This is a genomic window from Nocardia fusca NBRC 14340 (assembly GCF_001618425.1).
Lineage (GTDB): Bacteria > Actinomycetota > Actinomycetes > Mycobacteriales > Mycobacteriaceae > Nocardia > Nocardia fusca.
The window spans coordinates 63,733-82,865 of sequence record NZ_BDCU01000045.1 but is presented as its reverse complement, the minus strand read 5'-3'; the positions used below and the strand labels follow the sequence as shown (position 1 = coordinate 82,865).

General features: G+C 68.1%; 19 protein-coding genes. 8 read left to right on the top strand and 11 right to left on the bottom strand.

From position 1 onward, the window contains the following. Positions 1–117 precede the first annotated feature (117 nt). Together NF4_RS28095 and NF4_RS28090 are read left to right on the top strand one after the other, a co-directional pair. Positions 118–891 carry a helix-turn-helix domain-containing protein gene (locus NF4_RS28095; RefSeq protein WP_439956776.1) on the top strand — a complete coding sequence of 258 codons (774 nt, stop codon included), beginning with the start codon at positions 118–120 and terminating at the stop codon, positions 889–891. Between the two features lie 122 nt (positions 892–1,013). Continuing rightward, positions 1,014–1,637: an NAD(P)-dependent oxidoreductase gene (locus tag NF4_RS28090; RefSeq protein ID WP_063130397.1), complete on the top strand. Its 624-nt coding sequence runs from the start codon at positions 1,014–1,016 to the stop codon at positions 1,635–1,637. A 214-nt stretch (positions 1,638–1,851) separates the two neighbouring features. On the opposite strand, the gene NF4_RS28085 is transcribed toward NF4_RS28090, so the two are convergent. Further along, complete coding sequence (locus tag NF4_RS28085) at positions 1,852–2,997, bottom strand: GTP-binding protein (protein WP_063130396.1); 1,146 nt, start codon at positions 2,995–2,997, stop codon at positions 1,852–1,854. A 127-nt stretch (positions 2,998–3,124) separates the two neighbouring features. Beyond that, positions 3,125–4,753: a phosphomethylpyrimidine synthase ThiC gene (thiC, locus tag NF4_RS28080; RefSeq protein ID WP_063130395.1), complete on the bottom strand. Its 1,629-nt coding sequence runs from the start codon at positions 4,751–4,753 to the stop codon at positions 3,125–3,127. 294 nt (positions 4,754–5,047) lie between these two features. On the opposite strand from thiC, the gene NF4_RS28075 reads away from it, so the two are divergent. Continuing rightward, positions 5,048–5,626: a Uma2 family endonuclease gene (locus NF4_RS28075; RefSeq protein ID WP_232330679.1), complete on the top strand. Its 579-nt coding sequence runs from the start codon at positions 5,048–5,050 to the stop codon at positions 5,624–5,626. A gap of 5 nt (positions 5,627–5,631) precedes the next feature. Here the strand turns inward: NF4_RS28075 and NF4_RS28070 are convergent, their stop codons facing one another. The 3 genes from NF4_RS28070 to NF4_RS28060 are packed head-to-tail and all read right to left on the bottom strand — an operon-like array spanning position 5,632 to position 8,089. Then, positions 5,632–6,447 carry an exodeoxyribonuclease III gene (locus tag NF4_RS28070; RefSeq protein ID WP_063130411.1) on the bottom strand — a complete coding sequence of 272 codons (816 nt, stop codon included), beginning with the start codon at positions 6,445–6,447 and terminating at the stop codon, positions 5,632–5,634. A gap of 51 nt (positions 6,448–6,498) precedes the next feature. Continuing rightward, the gene (locus NF4_RS28065) at positions 6,499–7,509 is read right to left on the bottom strand and encodes an N-acetylglutamate synthase, CG3035 family (RefSeq protein ID WP_063130394.1); all 1,011 of its coding nucleotides are present in this window, start codon (positions 7,507–7,509) and stop codon (positions 6,499–6,501) included. Beyond that, the gene (locus NF4_RS28060) at positions 7,499–8,089 is read right to left on the bottom strand and encodes a peptide deformylase (RefSeq protein WP_063130393.1); all 591 of its coding nucleotides are present in this window, start codon (positions 8,087–8,089) and stop codon (positions 7,499–7,501) included. Before NF4_RS28060 ends, NF4_RS28065 begins: the two co-directional genes overlap by 11 nt. A 247-nt stretch (positions 8,090–8,336) precedes the next feature. On the opposite strand from NF4_RS28060, the gene napA reads away from it, so the two are divergent. The 5 genes from napA to NF4_RS28035 all read left to right on the top strand — a co-directional run bounded on the left by napA (position 8,337) and on the right by NF4_RS28035 (position 13,165). Next, positions 8,337–8,684 (top strand): nucleoid-associated protein NapA, encoded by a 348-nt coding sequence (gene napA, locus NF4_RS28055; protein ID WP_030524682.1) that lies wholly within the window; start codon positions 8,337–8,339, stop codon positions 8,682–8,684. A gap of 388 nt (positions 8,685–9,072) precedes the next feature. Next, positions 9,073–9,636, top strand: a complete 564-nt coding sequence (locus NF4_RS28050) for a LytR C-terminal domain-containing protein (RefSeq protein WP_063130392.1) — start codon at positions 9,073–9,075, stop codon at positions 9,634–9,636. A gap of 125 nt (positions 9,637–9,761) precedes the next feature. Continuing rightward, positions 9,762–10,454, top strand: coding sequence for a superoxide dismutase[Cu-Zn] (gene sodC / locus NF4_RS28045; protein ID WP_063130391.1), 693 nt, complete (start codon positions 9,762–9,764; stop codon positions 10,452–10,454). Positions 10,455–10,475: 21 nt separating this feature from the next. After that, positions 10,476–11,621 (top strand): glutamate--cysteine ligase, encoded by a 1,146-nt coding sequence (locus NF4_RS28040; RefSeq protein WP_063130390.1) that lies wholly within the window; start codon positions 10,476–10,478, stop codon positions 11,619–11,621. 89 nt (positions 11,622–11,710) lie between these two features. Continuing rightward, positions 11,711–13,165: a phosphatase PAP2 family protein gene (locus tag NF4_RS28035; protein ID WP_084533531.1), complete on the top strand. Its 1,455-nt coding sequence runs from the start codon at positions 11,711–11,713 to the stop codon at positions 13,163–13,165. Here NF4_RS28035 and mnhG read toward each other — a convergent pair. From mnhG to NF4_RS28005, 6 genes are read right to left on the bottom strand one after another with little or no spacing between them, the layout of a single operon-like run. Continuing rightward, positions 13,125–13,472 (bottom strand): monovalent cation/H(+) antiporter subunit G, encoded by a 348-nt coding sequence (gene mnhG / locus NF4_RS28030; protein WP_063130389.1) that lies wholly within the window; start codon positions 13,470–13,472, stop codon positions 13,125–13,127. The genes NF4_RS28035 and mnhG overlap by 41 nt on opposite strands. Continuing rightward, on the bottom strand, positions 13,469–13,729 hold the full coding sequence (locus NF4_RS28025) for a monovalent cation/H+ antiporter complex subunit F (RefSeq protein ID WP_063130388.1): 261 nt from the start codon (positions 13,727–13,729) through the stop codon (positions 13,469–13,471). Before NF4_RS28025 ends, mnhG begins: the two co-directional genes overlap by 4 nt. Next, positions 13,726–14,268, bottom strand: a complete 543-nt coding sequence (locus tag NF4_RS28020) for a Na+/H+ antiporter subunit E (RefSeq protein WP_063130410.1) — start codon at positions 14,266–14,268, stop codon at positions 13,726–13,728. Before NF4_RS28020 ends, NF4_RS28025 begins: the two co-directional genes overlap by 4 nt. Before the next feature lie 8 nt (positions 14,269–14,276). Further along, positions 14,277–15,872 (bottom strand): Na+/H+ antiporter subunit D, encoded by a 1,596-nt coding sequence (locus NF4_RS28015; protein WP_063130387.1) that lies wholly within the window; start codon positions 15,870–15,872, stop codon positions 14,277–14,279. Then, a complete protein-coding gene (locus tag NF4_RS28010; RefSeq protein ID WP_063130386.1) occupies positions 15,869–16,249 on the bottom strand; it encodes a Na(+)/H(+) antiporter subunit C in 381 nt (126 codons plus the stop codon). The genes NF4_RS28015 and NF4_RS28010 overlap by 4 nt, the downstream gene beginning before the upstream one ends. After that, positions 16,246–19,035, bottom strand: a complete 2,790-nt coding sequence (locus NF4_RS28005; protein ID WP_063130385.1) for a Na+/H+ antiporter subunit A — start codon at positions 19,033–19,035, stop codon at positions 16,246–16,248. Before NF4_RS28005 ends, NF4_RS28010 begins: the two co-directional genes overlap by 4 nt. Positions 19,036–19,133 lie beyond the last annotated feature (98 nt).

Genomic DNA, 19,133 nt, shown 5'->3' with positions numbered 1-19,133 from the left:
GAGTCCTTCCGGGGTTGTGTGAACCAGGTGCCATAAGCATCACCGGGATCGGCGGCCCCGACGATTACCTCGGAGGTAATGGGATCCGTTACTGCGGCGACTACGATTTCGGATGTGGTGATCTCGGATTCCGAACCCTCTGTCGGCGGCCTGCTGCGGTCCTGGCGGGAGCGGCGCCGGTTGAGTCAGTTGCAGCTCGCGTCGGAAGCCGAGGTGTCCACCCGCCACCTCAGTTTCGTGGAGACCGGCCGGTCCCGGCCCACGCGCGAGATGGTCGAACGACTGGCCGGGCACCTGGACGTCCCGCTGCGCGAACGCAACGAACTGCTCCTCGCGGCCGGTTACGCGCCGAGTTACGGCCAGCGCGAGGTGGACGCCCCGGAACTGCGGTCGGTGATGGACGCCTTCCGGATCCTGCTCGACGCGCACCTTCCGCATCCGGCCCTGGTGCTGGACCGGTGCTGGGACGTGGTCGACCGCAATGCCGCCACCGACGCGCTGCTCGACGGTTGTGCCCCCGAGCTGCTGGAACCGCCCGTCAATGCCATCCGGATCTCACTGCACCCCGGCGGTCTCGCGCCCCGGATCCGCAACCTCGGTCAGTGGCGCAACCATCTGCTCGGCCAAGTGCGCGGGCGGTGGGAAGCCACCGGCGACAGCCGGCTGAAAGCGTTGCTCGACGAGGTAACCGCCTATCCGTGCCACGACGGCGGCGCCCGGGCCCGCACCGATGTGGTGGTGCCGTTGCAGTTGCGGGTGGGCGACGCCGAGCTCTCCTTCTTCAGCATCACCGCCTCGGCCCTCTCGGCCACCGACGTCACCATCGACGAACTCCATATCGAAGCCTTCTATCCCGCCGACGAGGCGACGGCCCGGTTGCTGCGCACCTGAGCCGCCACCCGGAGCCGTAGACGCTCGCTTATGCAGGCGAGCGTTCGAGCGATGGTTCGTCTCGTTCTGGATTGCTGTACTGGAACCAGCCACAAGGCAACGGTTTCGAGTCAGGAGCAATCATGCGAATCGCGGTTTTCGGAGCGACCGGCACGGTCGGACGGCACATCGTCGAGCAGGCGCTGGCGCGCGGATACGAGGTCACCGCGCTGACCCGTGACGCCGGCCGGATCACCCGCACCCACGAACGCCTGCACATCGTGGAGGGGGATGTGCTCGATCCGGGTGCGGTCGAGCGCGCCGTCCAGGGCCAGGACGCCGTACTGGTCGCACTGGGCAACGGGCGCAAGGGCGTGGTGCGGGCGGAGGGCACCCGTACGGTCATCGAGGCGATGAACCGCACCGGCGTGAAACGGCTGATCTGCCAGTCCACGCTGGGTGCCGGCGACAGCCGTCCCAATCTGAATTTCCTCTGGAAGTACATCATGTTCGGCCTGCTGCTGCGCCCGGCCTACGCCGACCACCAGCAGCAGGAGTCCTATGTCCGGGCCAGCGACCTGGAGTGGACCATCGTGCGGCCCAGCGCCTTCACCGACGGCCCCCGCACCGGCACCTACCGACGTGGTTTCGGTGCCGACGAGACCGGGCTCGGCCTGAAGATCGCCCGCGCCGATATCGCGGAGTTCCTGCTCGACCAGATCACCGACCGTACCTATGTGCACCGGGCTCCCGGGATCTCCCACTGATCGGCTCCGGAAGTGGGTGGGGTCTGCGGGCTCGGCGAGTACCGGATCCGCTGTTGTCGCGGTCCGTTCCGAGCCGAGCACCGGGCTATCGCCCGCTGGAGCAGGCTCGGCGCGGAATGCCTCCGGCGCCGCGACAGGGAGCCCGCCGGGGCGTCGGCCTGGAGGGGTGGGACCGGGGAGATGGCGACCGGGGAGACCGGGCGCACGGTCCGGTTCAGCTGTGCTCGTGCAGCGTGTCCCAGGCGGGGAAGGGGTCCGGGTAGCGCACCCAGGCGCGCGGTCCGGCGGCGTATTCGGTGTCGGTGAGCAGGGCCGCGTCGAGCGCGGCGCGCAAACTCTGTCGATCCAGCGTCACTCCGATGAATACGATCTCCTGCCCGGCCGCGATCTCCAGTGCCGACCACCGGGCCGCGGGTTCGAAAGTGAGGTTCGGCCCGGCCTGCGACCAGACCGCGGCGATCTCGGGACGGCTGGCGATCCAGCAGAAACCCTTGCTGCGCAACAGCCTGCGCAGCCCGGCCAGGACGTCGGCGAGGCGTTGCGGGTGGAACGGGCGGTCGGCGGTGTAGGTGAGACTGCTGATGCCGTATTCCTCGGTTTCGGGAGTGTGCCCGCCCGCCAGTTCCGCCTCCCAGCCTTCGGCAGTAGCGGCGACGGCCGGGTCGTAGCGTCCGGTGTCGAGTACTTCGGCCAGTTCGACGATCCCCTTGCTGGTGCGGATCAGTTCGGCGCGCGGATTCATCCGGCGTAGCGTCGCCTCCACCGCGCCGGCCACCGCCGGGCTCACCAGATCGATTTTGTTGAGCAGCAGGACGTCGGCGAATTCGACCTGATCGGCGAGGAGTTCGGCGATACCGCGCTCGTCTCCGGCGCCGGCCTCCAGATTCCGGGAGGCGAGGGTCTCGCCGCGGGTCACCTCGGTGAGGAAGGTCGAGGCGTCCACCACGGTGACCATGGTGTCGAGCCGAGCCAGCTCGCCCAGGGAGAACCCGTCCTCGAATTCCCATTCGAAGGTCGCCGCCACCGGCATGGGCTCGGAGATGCCGGTGGACTCGATGACCAGTTGATCGAAGCGCCCGTCCCGGGCCAGCCGGCCCACCGCCTCGATGAGGTCCTCCCGCAGGGTGCAGCAGATGCAGCCGTTGGTGAGCTCGACGAGCTTCTCCTCGGTCCGGTCGAGATGGCCCTGCCCCGCGATCAGCGCCGCGTCGATGTTCACCTCACTCATATCGTTCACGATCACCGCGACGCGCCGCCCCTCCCGGTTGGCGAGTATGTGGTTGAGCAGGGTGGTCTTGCCGGCGCCGAGGAAGCCCGACAGGACGGTCACGGGCAGGGGGCGGGGGCTCATCGCAGTCATATAGATAACGATAACGGTTTTCATTAAGCGGCCGGCCCTCGAGTCGCGCCGGGTGCGCGCTCTCCGAGAGCCGGGGCCGAATGCCCGGGCGCCCGGCCCCACGTGGTCGAGGCCGGGCGCTCATCCCTCAGGTGGTCAGTGGCAGATACACCCGTTTACCGGCCTCGGTGAACTCGGCCGACTTCTCCGCCATCCCGGCCTCGATGGCATCGACATCCGTCAGATTGTGCTCCTCCGCGTATGCGCGGACGTCCGCGGAGATGCGCATCGAGCAGAATTTCGGACCGCACATCGAACAGAAATGCGCCGTCTTCGCCGGTTCCGCGGGCATCGTCTCGTCGTGGTATTCGCGCGCGGTATCGGGATCCAGCGACAGTGCGAACTGGTCGCGCCAGCGGAATTCGAACCGGGCCTTGGACAACTCGTCATCACGGCGCTGGGCGTGCGGATGGCCTTTGGCCAGATCGGCCGCGTGCGCGGCGATCTTGTAGGTGATGACACCGGTCTTCACATCGTCACGGTCGGGCAGGCCGAGGTGTTCCTTCGGTGTGACGTAGCACAGCATCGCGGTCCCGGCCTGCGCGATGATCGCGGCGCCGATGGCCGAGGTGATGTGGTCGTAGGCGGGCGCGATATCGGTGGCCAGCGGACCGAGGGTGTAGAAGGGAGCTTCTTCGCACAGCTCTTCTTCCAGCCGCACGTTCTCCACGATCTTGTGCATGGGCACATGCCCGGGGCCCTCGATCATCACCTGCACGCCGTGCGATTTCGCGATCTTGGTCAGTTCGCCCAGCGTACGGAGTTCGGCGAACTGGGCCTCGTCGTTGGCGTCGGCGATCGAACCGGGCCGTAGACCGTCACCCAGCGAGAAGGTGACGTCGTAGCGCGCCAGGATTTCGCACAACTCCTCGAAATGGGTGTACAGGAACGATTCCCGATGGTGGGCCAGGCACCACGCGGCCATGATGGAACCGCCGCGCGAGACGATTCCGGTGACCCGTTTCGCGGTCAGCGGCACATAGCGCAGCAGTACGCCGGCGTGCACGGTCATATAGTCGACGCCTTGCTCGCACTGCTCGATCACGGTGTCGCGGTAGATATCCCAGGTGAGCGCGGTCGGGTCACCGTTGCATTTCTCCAGTGCCTGATAGATCGGCACCGTGCCCACCGGGACCGGAGAATTGCGCAGAATCCACTCGCGCGTCTCGTGGATGTTCTTGCCGGTGGACAGATCCATGATGGTGTCGGCGCCCCAGCGGGTGGCCCACACCATCTTCTCGACCTCCTCGGCGATCGAGGACGAGACGGCCGAATTGCCGATATTGGCGTTGATCTTCACCAGGAACTTCTTGCCGATGACGGTCGGCTCCAGTTCCGGATGCCGGTGATTGGCCGGGATCACCGCGCGGCCGGCGGCGACCTCCGCACGTACCAGCTCCGCCGGCACGCCCTCCCGAGCGGCGACGAAGCGCATCTCCGGGGTCACGATCCCGGCCCGGGCCCAGGCGAGCTGGGTACGCGGGCCGGGCACATCCGGTTTGTCCCACTCGTTCCGGAGTGCGGGCAGGCCCGCCTCCAGGTCGATGGTCGCGGCGTCGTCGGTGTACGGACCGGACGTGTCGTAGACGTCGAAATGGTCGCCGTTGGTCAGCTCGATCCGGCGTACCGGAACGCGTAGACCGTCGATATCCCGATAGTGCTTGACGCTGCCCTCGATCGGACCGGTGGTTACCGAATCGACAGGTGTGGTCGTCATATTTCCTCCCTACGCCGGCATTACCCGGTCAGGTTCATACGGTCGACAGCCCTGAGCGCTCCGTGGAGCTAGCCGTCCTCTCAGCCCGCTGGTGCGAGCCCCCGTTGGTATGTGAAATTTTCCGCCGCCGACCATACCCGCCCGCAAACCGTCTCGGTCCCGGACGGCGAACTCCGCCGGTTCCCGGCGTCCTACCGTGCCGGCCGGGCCCGACCACGACCCGCCGGAAGCGGGGCGGATAAGCCCAGAGTGTTCGGTGCGGCTGTTGCGGACTGCGAGAGATAGGGTTTATCCGTGACCCTCTCGCATGGATCGCTGATGACCGTCGACGAGTTCGAGGAACTCGACGCGGCGGCCCAGCGGATTTCCGAAGGGCTGCGGCTCGAATATCTGAACGGCCTGCTGGCCGCCAAGGCGCGACCGGATACCAACCACACCCGGATCGTGCAGTGGCTGGCGCGGTTCCTGGTGCCGCGCCGGTCCGAACTGTGGCTTTTCGCCGATCGCGGCCTGCGGGCCGGGCGCACCGGCGGCAGCCGCGTGCGACCCGACGCCATCCTCGCCCCCGCGTCGGCCTTCGCCGGTGAAGGTGAATGGTCGGACCCGCAGCCGGTGTTCATGACCATCGAGATCAGTTCCCGGGCCCAGCACACCGAATTGCGGGATCGGCTCGACAAGCCGTTCCTGTACGCCGCCACGGGTATCCCGCTCTACTTCCTCATCGACCGCGGGGCCGCGGAGGTGAGCGTGTACAGCGAGCCCGAGGACGGGCGCTACAGCACCAAGGTGACCGTGCCGTTCGGCACCGATATCGAAATTCCCGAGCCGCTCGGTGTCTTCCTCGCCACCGATCCGCTCGCGGACTGGCTGTAACGGCCTCACAGGGTGAATTCGGCGATCACCGGAGCGTGGTCGCTGGCGCCTTTGCCCTTGCGCTCCTCCCGGTCCACCCCGGCGTCGACCACCGTCGCGGCCAGGGCCGGTGAGGCCAGCACGAAATCGATACGCATCCCTTCCTTACGCGGGAAGCGCAGCTGGGTGTAGTCCCAGTAGGTGTACACGCCGGGGCCGGGCGCGAAGGGCCGCATGACATCGGTGAAACCGGTATCGGTGATCGCGGTGAACGCGTCCCGTTCCGGTTGCGAGACATGGGTTCTGCCGGCGAACAGTTCCGGTGACCACACATCGTCGTCGGTGGGCGCGATATTCCAGTCCCCGGTCAGAGCCGTCTTCGCCTGCGGGTCGGCGGCCAGCCAGCGGGCGGCGTTGTCCCGGAGCGCGGCCAGCCAGGCCAGTTTGTACTCGTAGTGCGGATCGGTCAGCGCGCGCCCGTTGGGTACGTACAGACTCCACACCCGGACTCCGTCGCAGGTGGCGCCCAGGGCCCGCGCCTCGACGGTCGGCGAGGGGATGAGCGTATCGGCGGCGTCACGGTCGAATCCCGGCTGGTCCGGAAAACCGATCTCCACCTCGTCGAGACCGACCCGCGACGCGATCGCCACCCCGTTCCACTGGTTCAACCCCACATGCGCGACCTCGTAACCGGCCTCGGCGAAACGCTCGAAGGGGAACTGGTCGTCCCGGCATTTGGTCTCCTGGATCGCCAGCACATCGATGTCCTGGCGATCCAGCCAGGCCAGCACCCGGTCCTGCCGGGAGCGGATCGAATTGACATTCCAGGTGGCCAGGCGCAACAAATTACCTTTTCGCGAGTCGGGTGAACCACAGTTCGGGGTGTACCGGCGTTACCGTCCGGCCACCCCGGCACTGCCGGGGACGGCGTAGCGGTAGCTGTGGTGATCGACGAACCCGAGCTCGCCGAACAGCTCCAGGGCGTCCACATTACCGGCCTCGACCTGGACGTACGCGTGTGTCGCGCCACGATCGCGACCCCAGCGCAGCAGTTCCCCGCAGACGAGTGCGGCCAGACCGTGCCGGCGATGGGCGGCCACCACCGCCACACAGGTCAGGCCGACCCAGCGGCGGCCGTCGGAGGCGGAGGTGAGCGCGCCGCGGGCGATGGCGATGGGATTGGGCAGGCCCAGCGAGGCGAAACCCAGCTGCCCGTCGTGCACGGCGGAGAGTACTTCCGGCAGCGGGACCGTGGCGGAGTGGCCGCTCGGTTCGTCGCCGCGGTAGCGGTGGATCTCCAGCCACGCGATATCGGGTTCGGGCGCGATACGCACCATGGACGGGCCCTGCGGGAGGACGAAGTTCTCCAGGTCGATGCCCAGGACACGGGTTTCGCCCCAGCTGTTCCAGCCCGGCGGCACGGTGGCCAGCCGGTCCGGAAGCGCCAATTGCAGCGGCAATCCCTGCGCGGCGTACCAGGCGCCGATGCGGTGCAGGGTATCCGGGGTGATCCGGGCCGGCCCGTTCGAATCACCGATGGGCACCGCGGAATTGGCGCGCCGGGTGTAACCGTGTCCGGCGCGCAGCAGCCAGCCGTCGATCCAGGCGGATTCGGTGCCGGGCCAGCCGAACGCCGCCGCGGTCTCCAGCGCGCGGATCTCCGAGGTGCGAATCGGCCGGGGGGACAGCGATTTCAACGCCACCACGCTGGCCGCCGGGATCATCACCGGATGCCCGTCGGCGGCCAGGACGGTCAGCGGATTCGTTTCCACCACCTCACCGATCACATCGGTGAGCGGCGGGGTGCTGCCCTCGGGAAGCCGGTATCGCACCACGACCCGTTCGCCGAGCGGGATCTGGGTGATCGGGATGTCGCCGTCGTGGTCGTGCGGATCAGTCGTCATGTCCGAAGGGGTCCGGGTCGCTGCCGGGTAGCCAGGTGCGGCCGGGGACGCCCCAGCCGTTGCGTTTGACGGCCTTCTTCGCCGCCCGCGCGTGGCGTCCGACCAGGACATCGATATAGAGGTGGCCGTCGAGATGGCCGACCTCGTGCTGCAACATGCGGGCGAAGAAGTCGGTGCCCTCGACGGTCACCGGTTCGCCGTGCTCGTCGGTGCCGGTCACCCTGGCCCAATCGGCCCGGCCGGTGGGGAACTGCTCGCCGGGTACCGACAGACAGCCTTCTTCGTCGTCGTCGGGATCCGGCATGGTCTCCGGGATCGCCGAGGTCTCCAGTACGGGGTTGATCACGGCTCCCCGGCGCCGCACCACCGTGCCGTCCTCGGCCCGGTCCGGGCAGTCGTAGACGAAGAGGCGCTTGGACACTCCGACCTGGTTGGCGGCCAGGCCGACGCCGTTGGCGGCGTCCAGGGTCTCGTACATATCCGTGATCAGCCCGGCCAGTTCCGCCGGCGATTCGGTCACCGGCGCGGTGGGGCCGTGCAGCACGGGATCGCCGACGATCACGATGGGCAGGATTGACATGACATGAGCTTATTGGGGGCCGCCGCGGTCGGTGAAAAAGGGCCTGCTCTGCGTGGCCGCCGTTACCGATCCGGGCAGGTGGAACGGGTTCTCACAGAATATGTGGTACCACCGTACCGGACACGCCGGACGTCGACGCCAGCGCGCGTCCGGGCGGCGTGGTTGAATATCGCAAGGCAGTAACACGGTGACCTGATCGTGCTCTGATACGGCGATCACGTCCGGTGGTAACTCGGCGAGGAGCAAGATGGACGGCGCAGCAGCGCGGGATCTTTCCGCAATCCAGGGCGGTCCTCCGGCCAACACAGCGAATACGAATCCCGAAGGGGCTCGAGATCCCGAGAGCGGCCTGAGTCGCCGCGAACACGAGATCCTGGCCTTCGAGCGACAGTGGTGGAAGTACGCGGGCGCCAAGGAAGAGGCGATCCGCGAACTGTTCGCGCTGTCGCCGACCCGTTACTACCAGGTGCTCAACACCCTCATCGACCGGCCCGAAGCCTTGGCCGCCGACCCGATGCTGGTGAAGCGCCTGCGCAGGCTACGTGCCAGCCGGCAGAAGTCCCGGGCGGCGCGAAAGCTCGGCTTCCAGGTCTGAAGCCGGACGCCCGCCGTTCGGCGCGGCGGAGCCGGATCGCTGCCGTACGCCTCGTTCGGTCCCCTGGACGGCCGACCATCCGTGGTCGGGTCCCGAGCCGGTTTCTCGAGCGACCGAGCGCGTGCAGTCGGCAGTCCAGAGACCGGTAACCATTGAGCACTGACAGTGATGTGAGCCTTCCCGGGCCGGGCGAGGCGCACGCCAGCGTGCACCTTCTGTCTATTCCGGATGGTCTACCTCAGTGGTCGGGGCCCGCCCCCGATTCTGGACTGACGGAGCGATGGAGCGCAGCGACTGAGCGGAGGAGGGAAGAATCGGGGTTACAGGGCCCCGACCCGCCCCGCCGGAGGCGGGGCAAATGAACACAGCAACCGCTAGGCTCGGGCGGGTGAGCAATTCGAACCCTGGCTCCGGTGGACCGCCGCTGCGTGCGACGGCAATGGTTCTGATCGCCCTGTCGATCGTTTTCGCCGGTCTGGGCGCGATGTCGCTGTCGAGTGCGGACTCGGAGAGTCCGGACAACGCCGAGAGCTCGGCGGCCTCGTCGACGACCGCGCTGGCCGCGCCGCGCGCCGGCACCACCACTACCATCGCGGCCGCGCCCACCACCGCGGCCGTCGAATCCGGTACCACCACCGCCGCCGCGCCGAGCACCACGGCGGCGGCCGGCGGGGTCGATCGATCGGCCCCGGTCCGGGTGCTCAACAACAGCATGGTCGCGGGTCTGGCATCCACGACCGCGAACGAGCTCACGGCGCGTGGCTGGACCAATACCTCCACCGGCAACTACGCGGCCACCACGCTCGAGAACACCACCGTGTATTACGGTCCGGCGCCGGCCGACGAGGCCACCGCCGCCGCGGTCGCCGCGGATATCGGCGCCACGACCGCGCCGATGATCCCGGGTCTGGGCGACGGTTCGGGAGTCGTCGTGGTGGTGACCGGGCGGTGACACGCGTCTCCGGGGGTCGGGGGCGTCCGGGCCGGGCCGGGGCGGCGTGGCATCATCTTGGGCGTCGAAAGATCGTTGTCGAAACGCTCTACCCTTAAACTCGGTACTCGTAAAGGAGTTCCCTGATGGCACAGTCCACTTCTCGTCGCCGGTCCTGGCGGAGCGTGACCCCGGTGCTGGCTGTCGCGGCTTTCGGCCTCGTTGCCTGCACCAACAGTCAGGAATCCAGTGACGTGCCGGGGACGACTCCGCCGGTGTGGACCTCGTCCCCGGCCCCGGCCGGTGCGGGCGAGCACGGTGAGCAAGAGGAAGAGCAGGAGACCCCGGCCGGCTCGGGTACCGAGGTCGAACTGAAGTCGCCGAGCGGCGCGAAGGTCGGGACGGCGAATATCGCCGATGAGGGCAACCATCTGCGGATCACCGTCGACACGACCGGTTTGACCCCCGGTTTCCATGGCCTGCACATCCACCAGGACGGCAAATGCGAGGCGAATTCGGCCCCGCCCGCCGGTGGTGCGCCCGGTGACTTCCTGTCCGCGGGCGGGCATCTGCAGGTCGGCGGTGCCACCGGGCACCCTGCCAGCGGTGACCTGACCTCGCTGCAGGTCCGTAAGGACGGCCACGGCTACCTGGTGACCACCACCGATACCGTCACCTTGAGCGATATCCGGGGCAAGGCGATCATCGTGCACGCCGCTTCGGACAACTTCGCCAATATCCCGGACCGTTACAGCCGCGAGGGCGGCACCGGCCCGGACCAGCAGACGATGAGCACCGGTGACGCGGGCGGCCGGGTCGCCTGCGGCGTCATCGGTTAGACGCAAGACGGAGGGGCCGATATGGGTGGGGCGCGGATCGAGCCGGTGCCGTTCCGCGGTTCGCCTCGGCCGACCGTGGGGATCGAATGGGAGATCGCGCTCGTCGACAAGACGAGCCGCGATCTGTCCAATACGGCGGCAGCGGTTTTCGACGCGGTGGGTGAGCTGCGGGCGCACGACGGCACCCCGCAGGTGACCAAGGAGCTACTCCGCAACACCGTGGAACTGGTCACCGGGGTGCACGACACCGTCGGTGCCGCTGTGGCGGATCTGTCCGGCACCATGGATACGGTGCGCCGGGCCGCCGACGAACTCGGCGTGGATCTGTTCTGTGCGGGGACGCATCCGTTCGCGCAGTGGTCCACCCAGCAGCTCACCCGGTCCGAGCACTACGACGAACTGATCGAACGCACGCAGTGGTGGGGTCGGCAGATGCTGATCTGGGGGGTGCACGTGCACGTCGGGGTGTCGCACCGGGACAAGGTTTTTCCCATTCTCAACTCCCTGCTGCTGTCCTATCCGCATCTGCTGGCGCTGTCGGCCTCCTCGCCGATGTGGTCGGGCTCGGATACCGGTTACGCGAGCAATCGCGCCTTGATGTTCCAGCAGTTGCCCACGGCGGGACTGCCGTTCCAGTTCGAGAACTGGGGCGAGTTCGAACGCTATGTGCACGACCAGATGAAAACCGGTGTGTTCGAACAGCTCGGCGGTATGCACTGGGATATCCGGCCCGCCCCGAAATGGGGGACCATCGAGGTACGGATCTGCGACGGTATCTCCAACCGGGCGGAACTGGCCGCCCTCGCGGCGTTCATCCATTGCCTGATCGTGCATCTGGACGAGCGGGTGGAACGCGGTGAGTCGCTGCCCACCCTGCCGCCCTGGCATGTGCAGGAGAACAAATGGCGGGCCGCGCGTTACGGATTGGACGCCATCGTGATCGTGGGCGACGACAACCGTGAACGTCTGGTCACCGAGGATCTCGACGATCTGCTGAACCGGCTGGAGCCGACCGCGCGGCGCCTGGATTGCGTGGCCGAACTTGCCGCGGTGGCCGATATTCCGCGGCGCGGAGCCAACTATCAGCGGCAGCGGCAGGTCGCGGCGGCCGCGCAGGGTGATCTGGTCGCGGTGGTGGACGCGCTGGTCCGCGAACTCGATAGCTGACCCGGGTCGGTACGCTGCTGTTCAGCAGCCCGGTGACCTGCCGTTCACGTGCCGTTTACGATGGTCGGGTGCTAGTCGAAAACCCGAATATGGGAGCTGGAGCAGCGGCGCACAGTGCTGTGCCGCGCCGGGGGGTTCGGGTCGCCGCCGTCGCCGCGGTGCCGGTACTGCTGCTGGTGTTGCAGGGCGTGGCGATGTGGCGGGATTTCGAAGGGCCGCTGACGAGCCTGGCCCGCGACTATATCGGTACCCCCAAATCCATGACCGTGCCCTGGGCGGGCCTGGTTCTCGCGCTGGTCGGTATCCCGGTCCGGCGCCGGTGGATCGCCGTGGGGGCGGCCGTGGTGATCGATCTCGCGTACGCGGGGGTGCGGCTGCTGCTGGGGGAATCGTTCACCGTGGGCAACGGTCCGGTGCTCGTGCTCACCGCGTTGGCCCTGGTGGCCTGGTTGCGCTGGACGGGTGTCGAACGGCGCAACGCGCTGCACGCCGCCGCGCTGGGCGCGCTGCTGATCCTCGCGACCAAGGTCGGTGACGTCTGGCTGCACATCACCGTGGACCTGCGGCCACAGGTACTGGACCAGTACGTGATGCTGGCCGATCACGCGCTCGGCGATCCGGCGTGGGTGATGGGCCGCGTACTGGAAACCCTGGGGCCGATACCCGACGCGGTACTGCACTGGGTGTACATCGAACTGCCGGCGGCGGCCATCGTGGTGGCGGTCTGGCAGTTGCGGTCGGTGGCGGCGGGCGGCCGGTGGCCGAATCACTATCTGGTGCGGACGTTCCTGGTGCTGGGCCTGGTCGGACCGCTGGTATACATACTGTTCCCGGTGGTCGGACCGATGTTCGCCTACGGGGTCGACGGGAACGGCTTCCAGCTCGGAAATTTCTGGCCCGAGGTGCTGCCGCCGCTCGACCGCGCCCCGGAGGCGATGGCCTTCGACTCGTTCTCCCCGCGCAACTGCATGCCCTCGATGCACACCGCGTGGGCGCTGGCGCTCTTCCTGCACACCCGCCGCAACCCCGACGGTTCGCTCGCGCCGACCTGGTTGCGCTGGGGCGGAATGTTCTGGCTGCTGTGCACGCTGGCCGCGACCCTCGGTTTCGGCTACCACTACGGCGTGGACCTGGTCGCCGGGGCGGTGCTGTGCCTGACCGTGGAATCGGCGCTGCGGGAACCCGAACGCGGCTGGGGCCGGTTCCGGATCCGGCTGGTGGCCGGTGGGGCGGTGATACTGGTCACGCTGCTCGTCGGTTACCGGTATCTGGCGGTGCATATGGCCGACTATCCGGTGGTCGCGGGTTCGATCGTCTCGGCGCTGCTCGCGGCGATGGCGGCGGGTTTCCACGCCACGTGGTTCGCCCGGCGCCGCCGCGGCGAGCGGCCGGTCCCGGCCGAGGTCGCGACACTGCCGGATCGCGCCGCGGACGCGGTGGTCGCCACGGCCGACCCACTCGATACGGCGGCATTCGATACGGCGGCGGTGGCGGCCGACGGGTTCACGGCTGCCGCCGATCCAGTTCGTCCTCGAGTTCGTTGACCACCAGCAGATCCTTGCGGTGCAGCTGCTCCCGGTAGGCGGTGCGGCCGATCAGGTGGGCGATCACCGGTGCGGTGAGCAACGTGAACAGGCCGACGAGCACCAGCATCCACACATTGGGGTCGTCGTAGACCCGGATACAGGTGCCTGTCAGCACCGAAAGAAGGCCGATGACCTGCGGCTTGGTCGCGGAGTGCATACGGAGCAGGGTGTCCGGGAACCGGACGATGCCGATAGCCGCGGTCAGCGCCAGTACCGCGCCGAAAATGATCAGGATGCCGGAGATCCAGTCGAATACGGTGTTCATCGGTCGTCCCGGACCCGGAAGCGGGTGACGGCGGCCGAACCGAGGAAACCGACCAGCGACAGCGCGACGATGGCGGGCACCACGCTGGTGTCGCGACTGTAGGCCGCCCACACCGCGAGGCCGCAGATCGCCATCGCGATGATCGAGTCGATACCGACCACCCGGTCGAGGGTGTCGGGGCCGGCGAGTATGCGGTAAGCGGTGATCAACGCGGCCGTACTCAGCAGGACCGCGGCCACCACGGCCACGACGATCATGTGGTCACCTCCTGACCGGTCGGCGGCGGGAGCGGGATGGCACGACGTTCCAGGCCATCGATCAACAACCGCTCCAGCACTCGGATGGTGTGATAGAACTTCGCCACCGCCTCCGCGCTGCTCACATCGATAACGTGCACGTAGGCCGCACAGTGTTCACGATCGATCTCCAGCACCATGGTGCCCGGGATCAGATTGATCAAGTTGGTGCACAGCACCATGACCAGATCCGACCGGAACGCGAACCCGACCTTGAGCACGCCGGAGACCGGCGGCGGCGCGGGGCGCAGGGCGAACCAGGCCAGCTGGAAACTGGACTCGAGCCCGTAGTACACGCTGACCGCGGCCAGTTTCGCCAGCGGTAGCAGTCGCAATCGCCCGCGCACCGGGATCCAGGGCAGCGGAAGGGTCACCATGATGACCACGCCGACCCCGGCGCCCGCCAGCACATTGGCGACGCTGACCTGGCCCCAGAGTGCCACCCATACCGCGGTCAGCCAGATCAGGACGCCGATGCGCAGCACATTGTCGCGGTTCACCAGTCTTTTCATCGCGGCCCCCCGCCCAGGACCGCGCCGATATAGACGCCACGGTCCTGCAATTCGGTCGCGGCACGGTCGGCGATCCCCAGGACCGGGCCCGCCCACACCGTCAGCGCCAGTCCGACCGCGACCAGCGCCGCGGTCGGCAGCACCATCATGACCGGCAACCGGCCCGGGTCGATGCGCTCGTCGTAGAGCATGTCGGTGTTGTCCTCCACCAGCGACGGCAGAGTGGCGGCCACCAGATGCCCCTCGGGGGCCTGCTCCCGGGGACGCCAGAACGCCTTGCTCCAGACCCGCGCCATGACGTACAGGGTCAGCAGACTGGTCACCACCGACCCGGCAACCAGCACCCAGGCGAGCACGCTGCCGTCCTGCGCGCCGGCCTGGAGTAGGGCCACCTTGCCGATGAAACCGGAGAAGGGCGGGATCCCGCCGAGGTTGAGCGCCGGGATCAGGAACAGCCCCGCCAGTATCGGGCTGGCCGCGGCCAGCCCGCCCACCCGCCGCAGCGAGGTCGAGCCCGCCTGGCGTTCGATCAGTCCGGCCACCAGGAACAACGCCGTCTGCACCAGAATGTGGTGCGCGATGTAGTACACCGTGCCCGCCAGCCCGATGGCACTGGCGATGCCCACCCCGAACATCATGTATCCGATATGGCTGACCAGTGTGAACGAGAGCAGTCGCCGGATATCGCTCTGCGCGATGGCACCGAATATGCCGATCAGCATGGTGAGCAGGCCGCTGATCATCAGCAGATTGTCGAATCCGCCGTCCGGGAAGAGCAGGGTCTGGGTGCGCACGATCGCGTACACACCGACCTTGGTGAGCAGACCGGCGAACACCGCGGTGACCGGCGCCGGCGCGGTGGGATAGGAGTCGGGCAGCCAGTTCGACAGGGGGAACACCGCGGCCTTGATACCGAAGGCGACCAGCAGCACGGCGTACACCGCCTGGCGGATGCCGTCCGGGATGGCGTCCATCCGCTGGGCCAGTTGCGCGAAGTTGAGGGTCCCGGTGGCGCCGTAGGTGACAGCGGTGCCGATCAGGAAGATCATCGACGACACCATGGAGACCATCACGTACGACACCCCGGCGCGGATACGTTCGGCCGTCGCGCCCAGGGTGAGCAGGACGAACGAGGCGACCAGCAGGATCTCGAAACCGACGAACAGGTTGAACAGATCGCCTGCCAGGAACGCCATCGCCACACCCGCACTGAGGACCAGATAGGTGGGCCAGAAGATGGAGGTCGGCTGGCGGACCTGGGCGTCGCTGATGTTCTGGCCGGCACCGTAGAGGGCGACCGCGAGCAGGACGATCGCCGAGACCAGCAGCATGGTCGCGGAGAGCCGGTCCACCACGATGGTGATACCGATGGGGGTCTCCCAGCCGCCGACCTGAACGGCCACCGTCCCGTCGCGGTCGGCCAGATACAGCAGCACCGCGCAGACGGCCACCGCGGCGCTCAGCGCGACCGTGGCCAGGATCCGCTGGACCCGGGCGCGACGCCCGGCCACCAGCGTCGCGGCGGCGGCCAGCAACGGGATGAGGACCGGCAGCGGGGCGAAGGCGGGGACCAGATCGGGGGACAAGCTCATTCTTCGGGTTCCTCCGGCCGGCGCGCGGCGATCCCGACATCCTCCGGGTCGTTCTCGACTTTTTCGCTCGTGGTCAGGATGTAGGAGCGATAGGCCAGCGCCAGCACGAACGCCGAAACACCCATGGTGATGACGATGGCGGTCAGCACCAGCGCCTGGGCCAGCGGGTCGGCCATGGTGCTGTGTTCGATATCGTCCGTGCCCCGGATCGGGGCCGCCCCGTCGGGTCCGCCCATGGTGAGAACGAGCAGGTTGACCGCATTGCCGAACAGCAGGATGCCGAGCAGCATCTTGGTCACGGTGCGTTCGAGCAGCAGGTACACCCCGCAGGCCACCAGTACGCCGATGACGATCAGCAGGGTCGTATTCGCGCTCATGACTGCACCAACTCGTCGTCGAGGCGCGCGCCGAGGCTACGCAATACGTCCAGTACGAGACCCACCACGATCAGATAGACGCCGAGGTCGAAGAACAGCGAGGTCACCAGCTTGACATGGCCGAGCAGCGGCACGGTCGTCTCCAGGATGACCGAGCTCAGCGGCGGCGCTCCCAGCAGCAGTGAGGCGCCGGCGGTACCGGCGGCGAGAATCAGTCCGGCGCCGAGCAGATGGCCGGCCTCCACCGGTAGTGCCTCACCCAGTTCGTACTGGCCGCCCGCGAGATAACGCAGTACCAGCGCCAGCCCCGCGATGAGACCACCGGCGAAACCGCCGCCGGGCGCATTGTGGCCGGAGAAGAAGAAGTAGACCGACAGCACCATGATGGTGGGGAACACCAGGCGGGTCGTGATCTGCAGAACCATCGAGCGGTCGCGGCGGTCGACCAGCCGGCCGGCGGGCAGCCAGCCCACCTTGCCGGGCCGGTAGTTGGGTGCGTCGGCGGCGCGCGGCGGCAGACCGAACCGCCGGCTGCGGAACACCAGCGAGGCCACCCCGGTGGCGGCCACGACCAGCACCGATATCTCGCCGAGGGTATCCCAGGCCCGGATATCGACCAGCAGCACATTGACCGCGTTCTTGCCGCCGCCGAACTCGTAGGCCGCGTCCGGGATGCGTTCCCAGATGGGCCGGGCGTTGCGCGCCGCCGCGGCGAACGCCGCCAGCACCGGCACGGCGATACCGGCCGCGATGGCGATCGCCGCCCGGCCGACCTGGAAGCCGGCCTGCTGTTCCGGTCCGATCTCGGCCGGGAAGGCCCGCAGGACCAGGACGAACACCACCAGCGTCAGCGTCTCCACGAGGAACTGTGTCAACGCCAGGTCGGGCGCGCCGTGCAGGGCGAAGATGACGCCGCATCCGTAGCCGGTGAGCCCGACCACCAGCACGCTGGCCAGCCGGTTGCGCAGCACTGTCGCGGCCAGCGCCATGGCGATCATGATGGCGCCGATCACCATTTGCAGCGGGGAGTCCCACAGGCGAAGTTCGACCCCGGTCCGGGTGCCGACCGCCAGTACCACCGCGGGCACGATTACCAGGGTGCCGAGGATGACCGCCTGGGTGAGCGGCAGCGAACCGCGCTGGACGGCACCGGTCATACGCAGCGAGAGCCGGTCGGCCGCCCGCAGCGCGGCATCGTAGCCGCGGTCGGCGTTGCCCAACAGGGTCGCCGATTCACCGAACCGGTCCCGCGCCGCGAACAGGGCGAGGCCACCGGCGATGATCACGACGGTCAGCAGCAACGGCCAGGTCAGGCCGTGCCAGAGCTGGAGATGGCCGGTCAGCGTGCCGGGCAGGGTTTCGGCGTAGGGCGCCAGCAGACCGTCCATCCAGGGGGCGGCGAGTCCGGCACCCAGCGAGCCCACGGCCAGCAGCACCGGCGCCGCGCTCGATCCGATGCCCGGCGCGTGCCACCCCCGGACCGGGACCCCGGGTTTGTCGGCGAAAGCGCCCCAGATGAAGCGTGCGCTGTAGGCGACGGTGAGCATGGACCCCAGCACCAATCCGGCGGCGAGCAGCAGCCGCACGGTGGGTGAGAGCGGCGCGGCGTCGAGTTCGGCGGCCAGCGCCGATTCCTTCGCCACGAATCCCCAGAGCGGTGGGATGCCCGCCATGCTCAGCGCGGCCAGCGACGCGGCGCCGAAGAGGACAGGTGCGCGCCGGCCCAACCCGCAGAGTTCGCGCAGGTCACGGGTACCGGCCCCGTGGTCGATGATGCCGACCACCAGGAAGAGCGCGGCCTTGAACAGCGCGTGTGCCACCACCAGGCCGATTCCGGCGAGCGCCGCATCCGGGGTCCCCAGGCCCACCATGGTCACCAGGAAACCCAGCTGACTCACCGTGCCGAAGGCCAGCACCAGTTTCAGGTCGGTGACCTGCATTGCGCGCAAACCGGCCAGCAGCATGGACGCCAGGCCGAGGGTGAGGACGAGCGGCCGCCAGACCGGGGCATCGGCGAACGCGGGTGCCAGGCGCGCGATCAGGTAGACACCGGCTTTCACCATGGCGGCGGCGTGCAGATAGGCGCTGACCGGGGTGGGTGCGGCCATGGCGCCGGGTAGCCAGAAGTGCAGCGGCACGATGGCGGATTTGCTCAGCGCGCCCACCAGGACGAGGACCACCGCGACCTGTATCGCGACGCCGCCGGGACGGTCGGTCGCGGCCAGCAGATCCGACAGCAGGTAACTGCCGTAGGCCTCGCCGAGCATGACGATGCCGGCGAGCATGGCCAGGCCGCCCGCGCCGGTGACCAGCAGGGCCTGCAGGGCCGCGCGACGGCCCGGCACGCTGTCGGAGTTGTGGCCGACCAGCAGGAACGACAGTACGGTGGTCACTTCCCAGAAGGTGAACAGCAACAGCATGTTGTCGCTGGTGACCAGGCCGAACATGGCGCCGGAGAAGGCGACCAGCCAGGCGGCGAAGGAGCCGAGCTTCGGTTCGTCGTCGGTGAAGTAGTGGGCGCAGTAGGCCAGGACCAGGGCGCCGATACCCAGGACGAGCGCGCTCATCACGGTGGCCAGGGAGTCGAAGCGCAGGTCCAGGCTCAGATCGATGGTCGGAGCCCACTGTATCCGGACCTTTATCTCGTCGTTCCAGTGCGCGATCACCCAGCCGAGGCAGCCGAGCGGTACCAGCGCCAGCGGATAGAACGCGTTGCGGCCCAGTACTCGCACGGCGGAGGGCGCGATCAGCGCGGCCAGGGCATGTGCGAGCAGAATGGCGAGCAAGCGTTACCTCCGTCGGGATAGGGGCGGCGGGGTATTGCGCGCTCATCATAAGCGAGCACGAACTGGGACAATCGTACAGATTAAGAGATGCGTGCCCG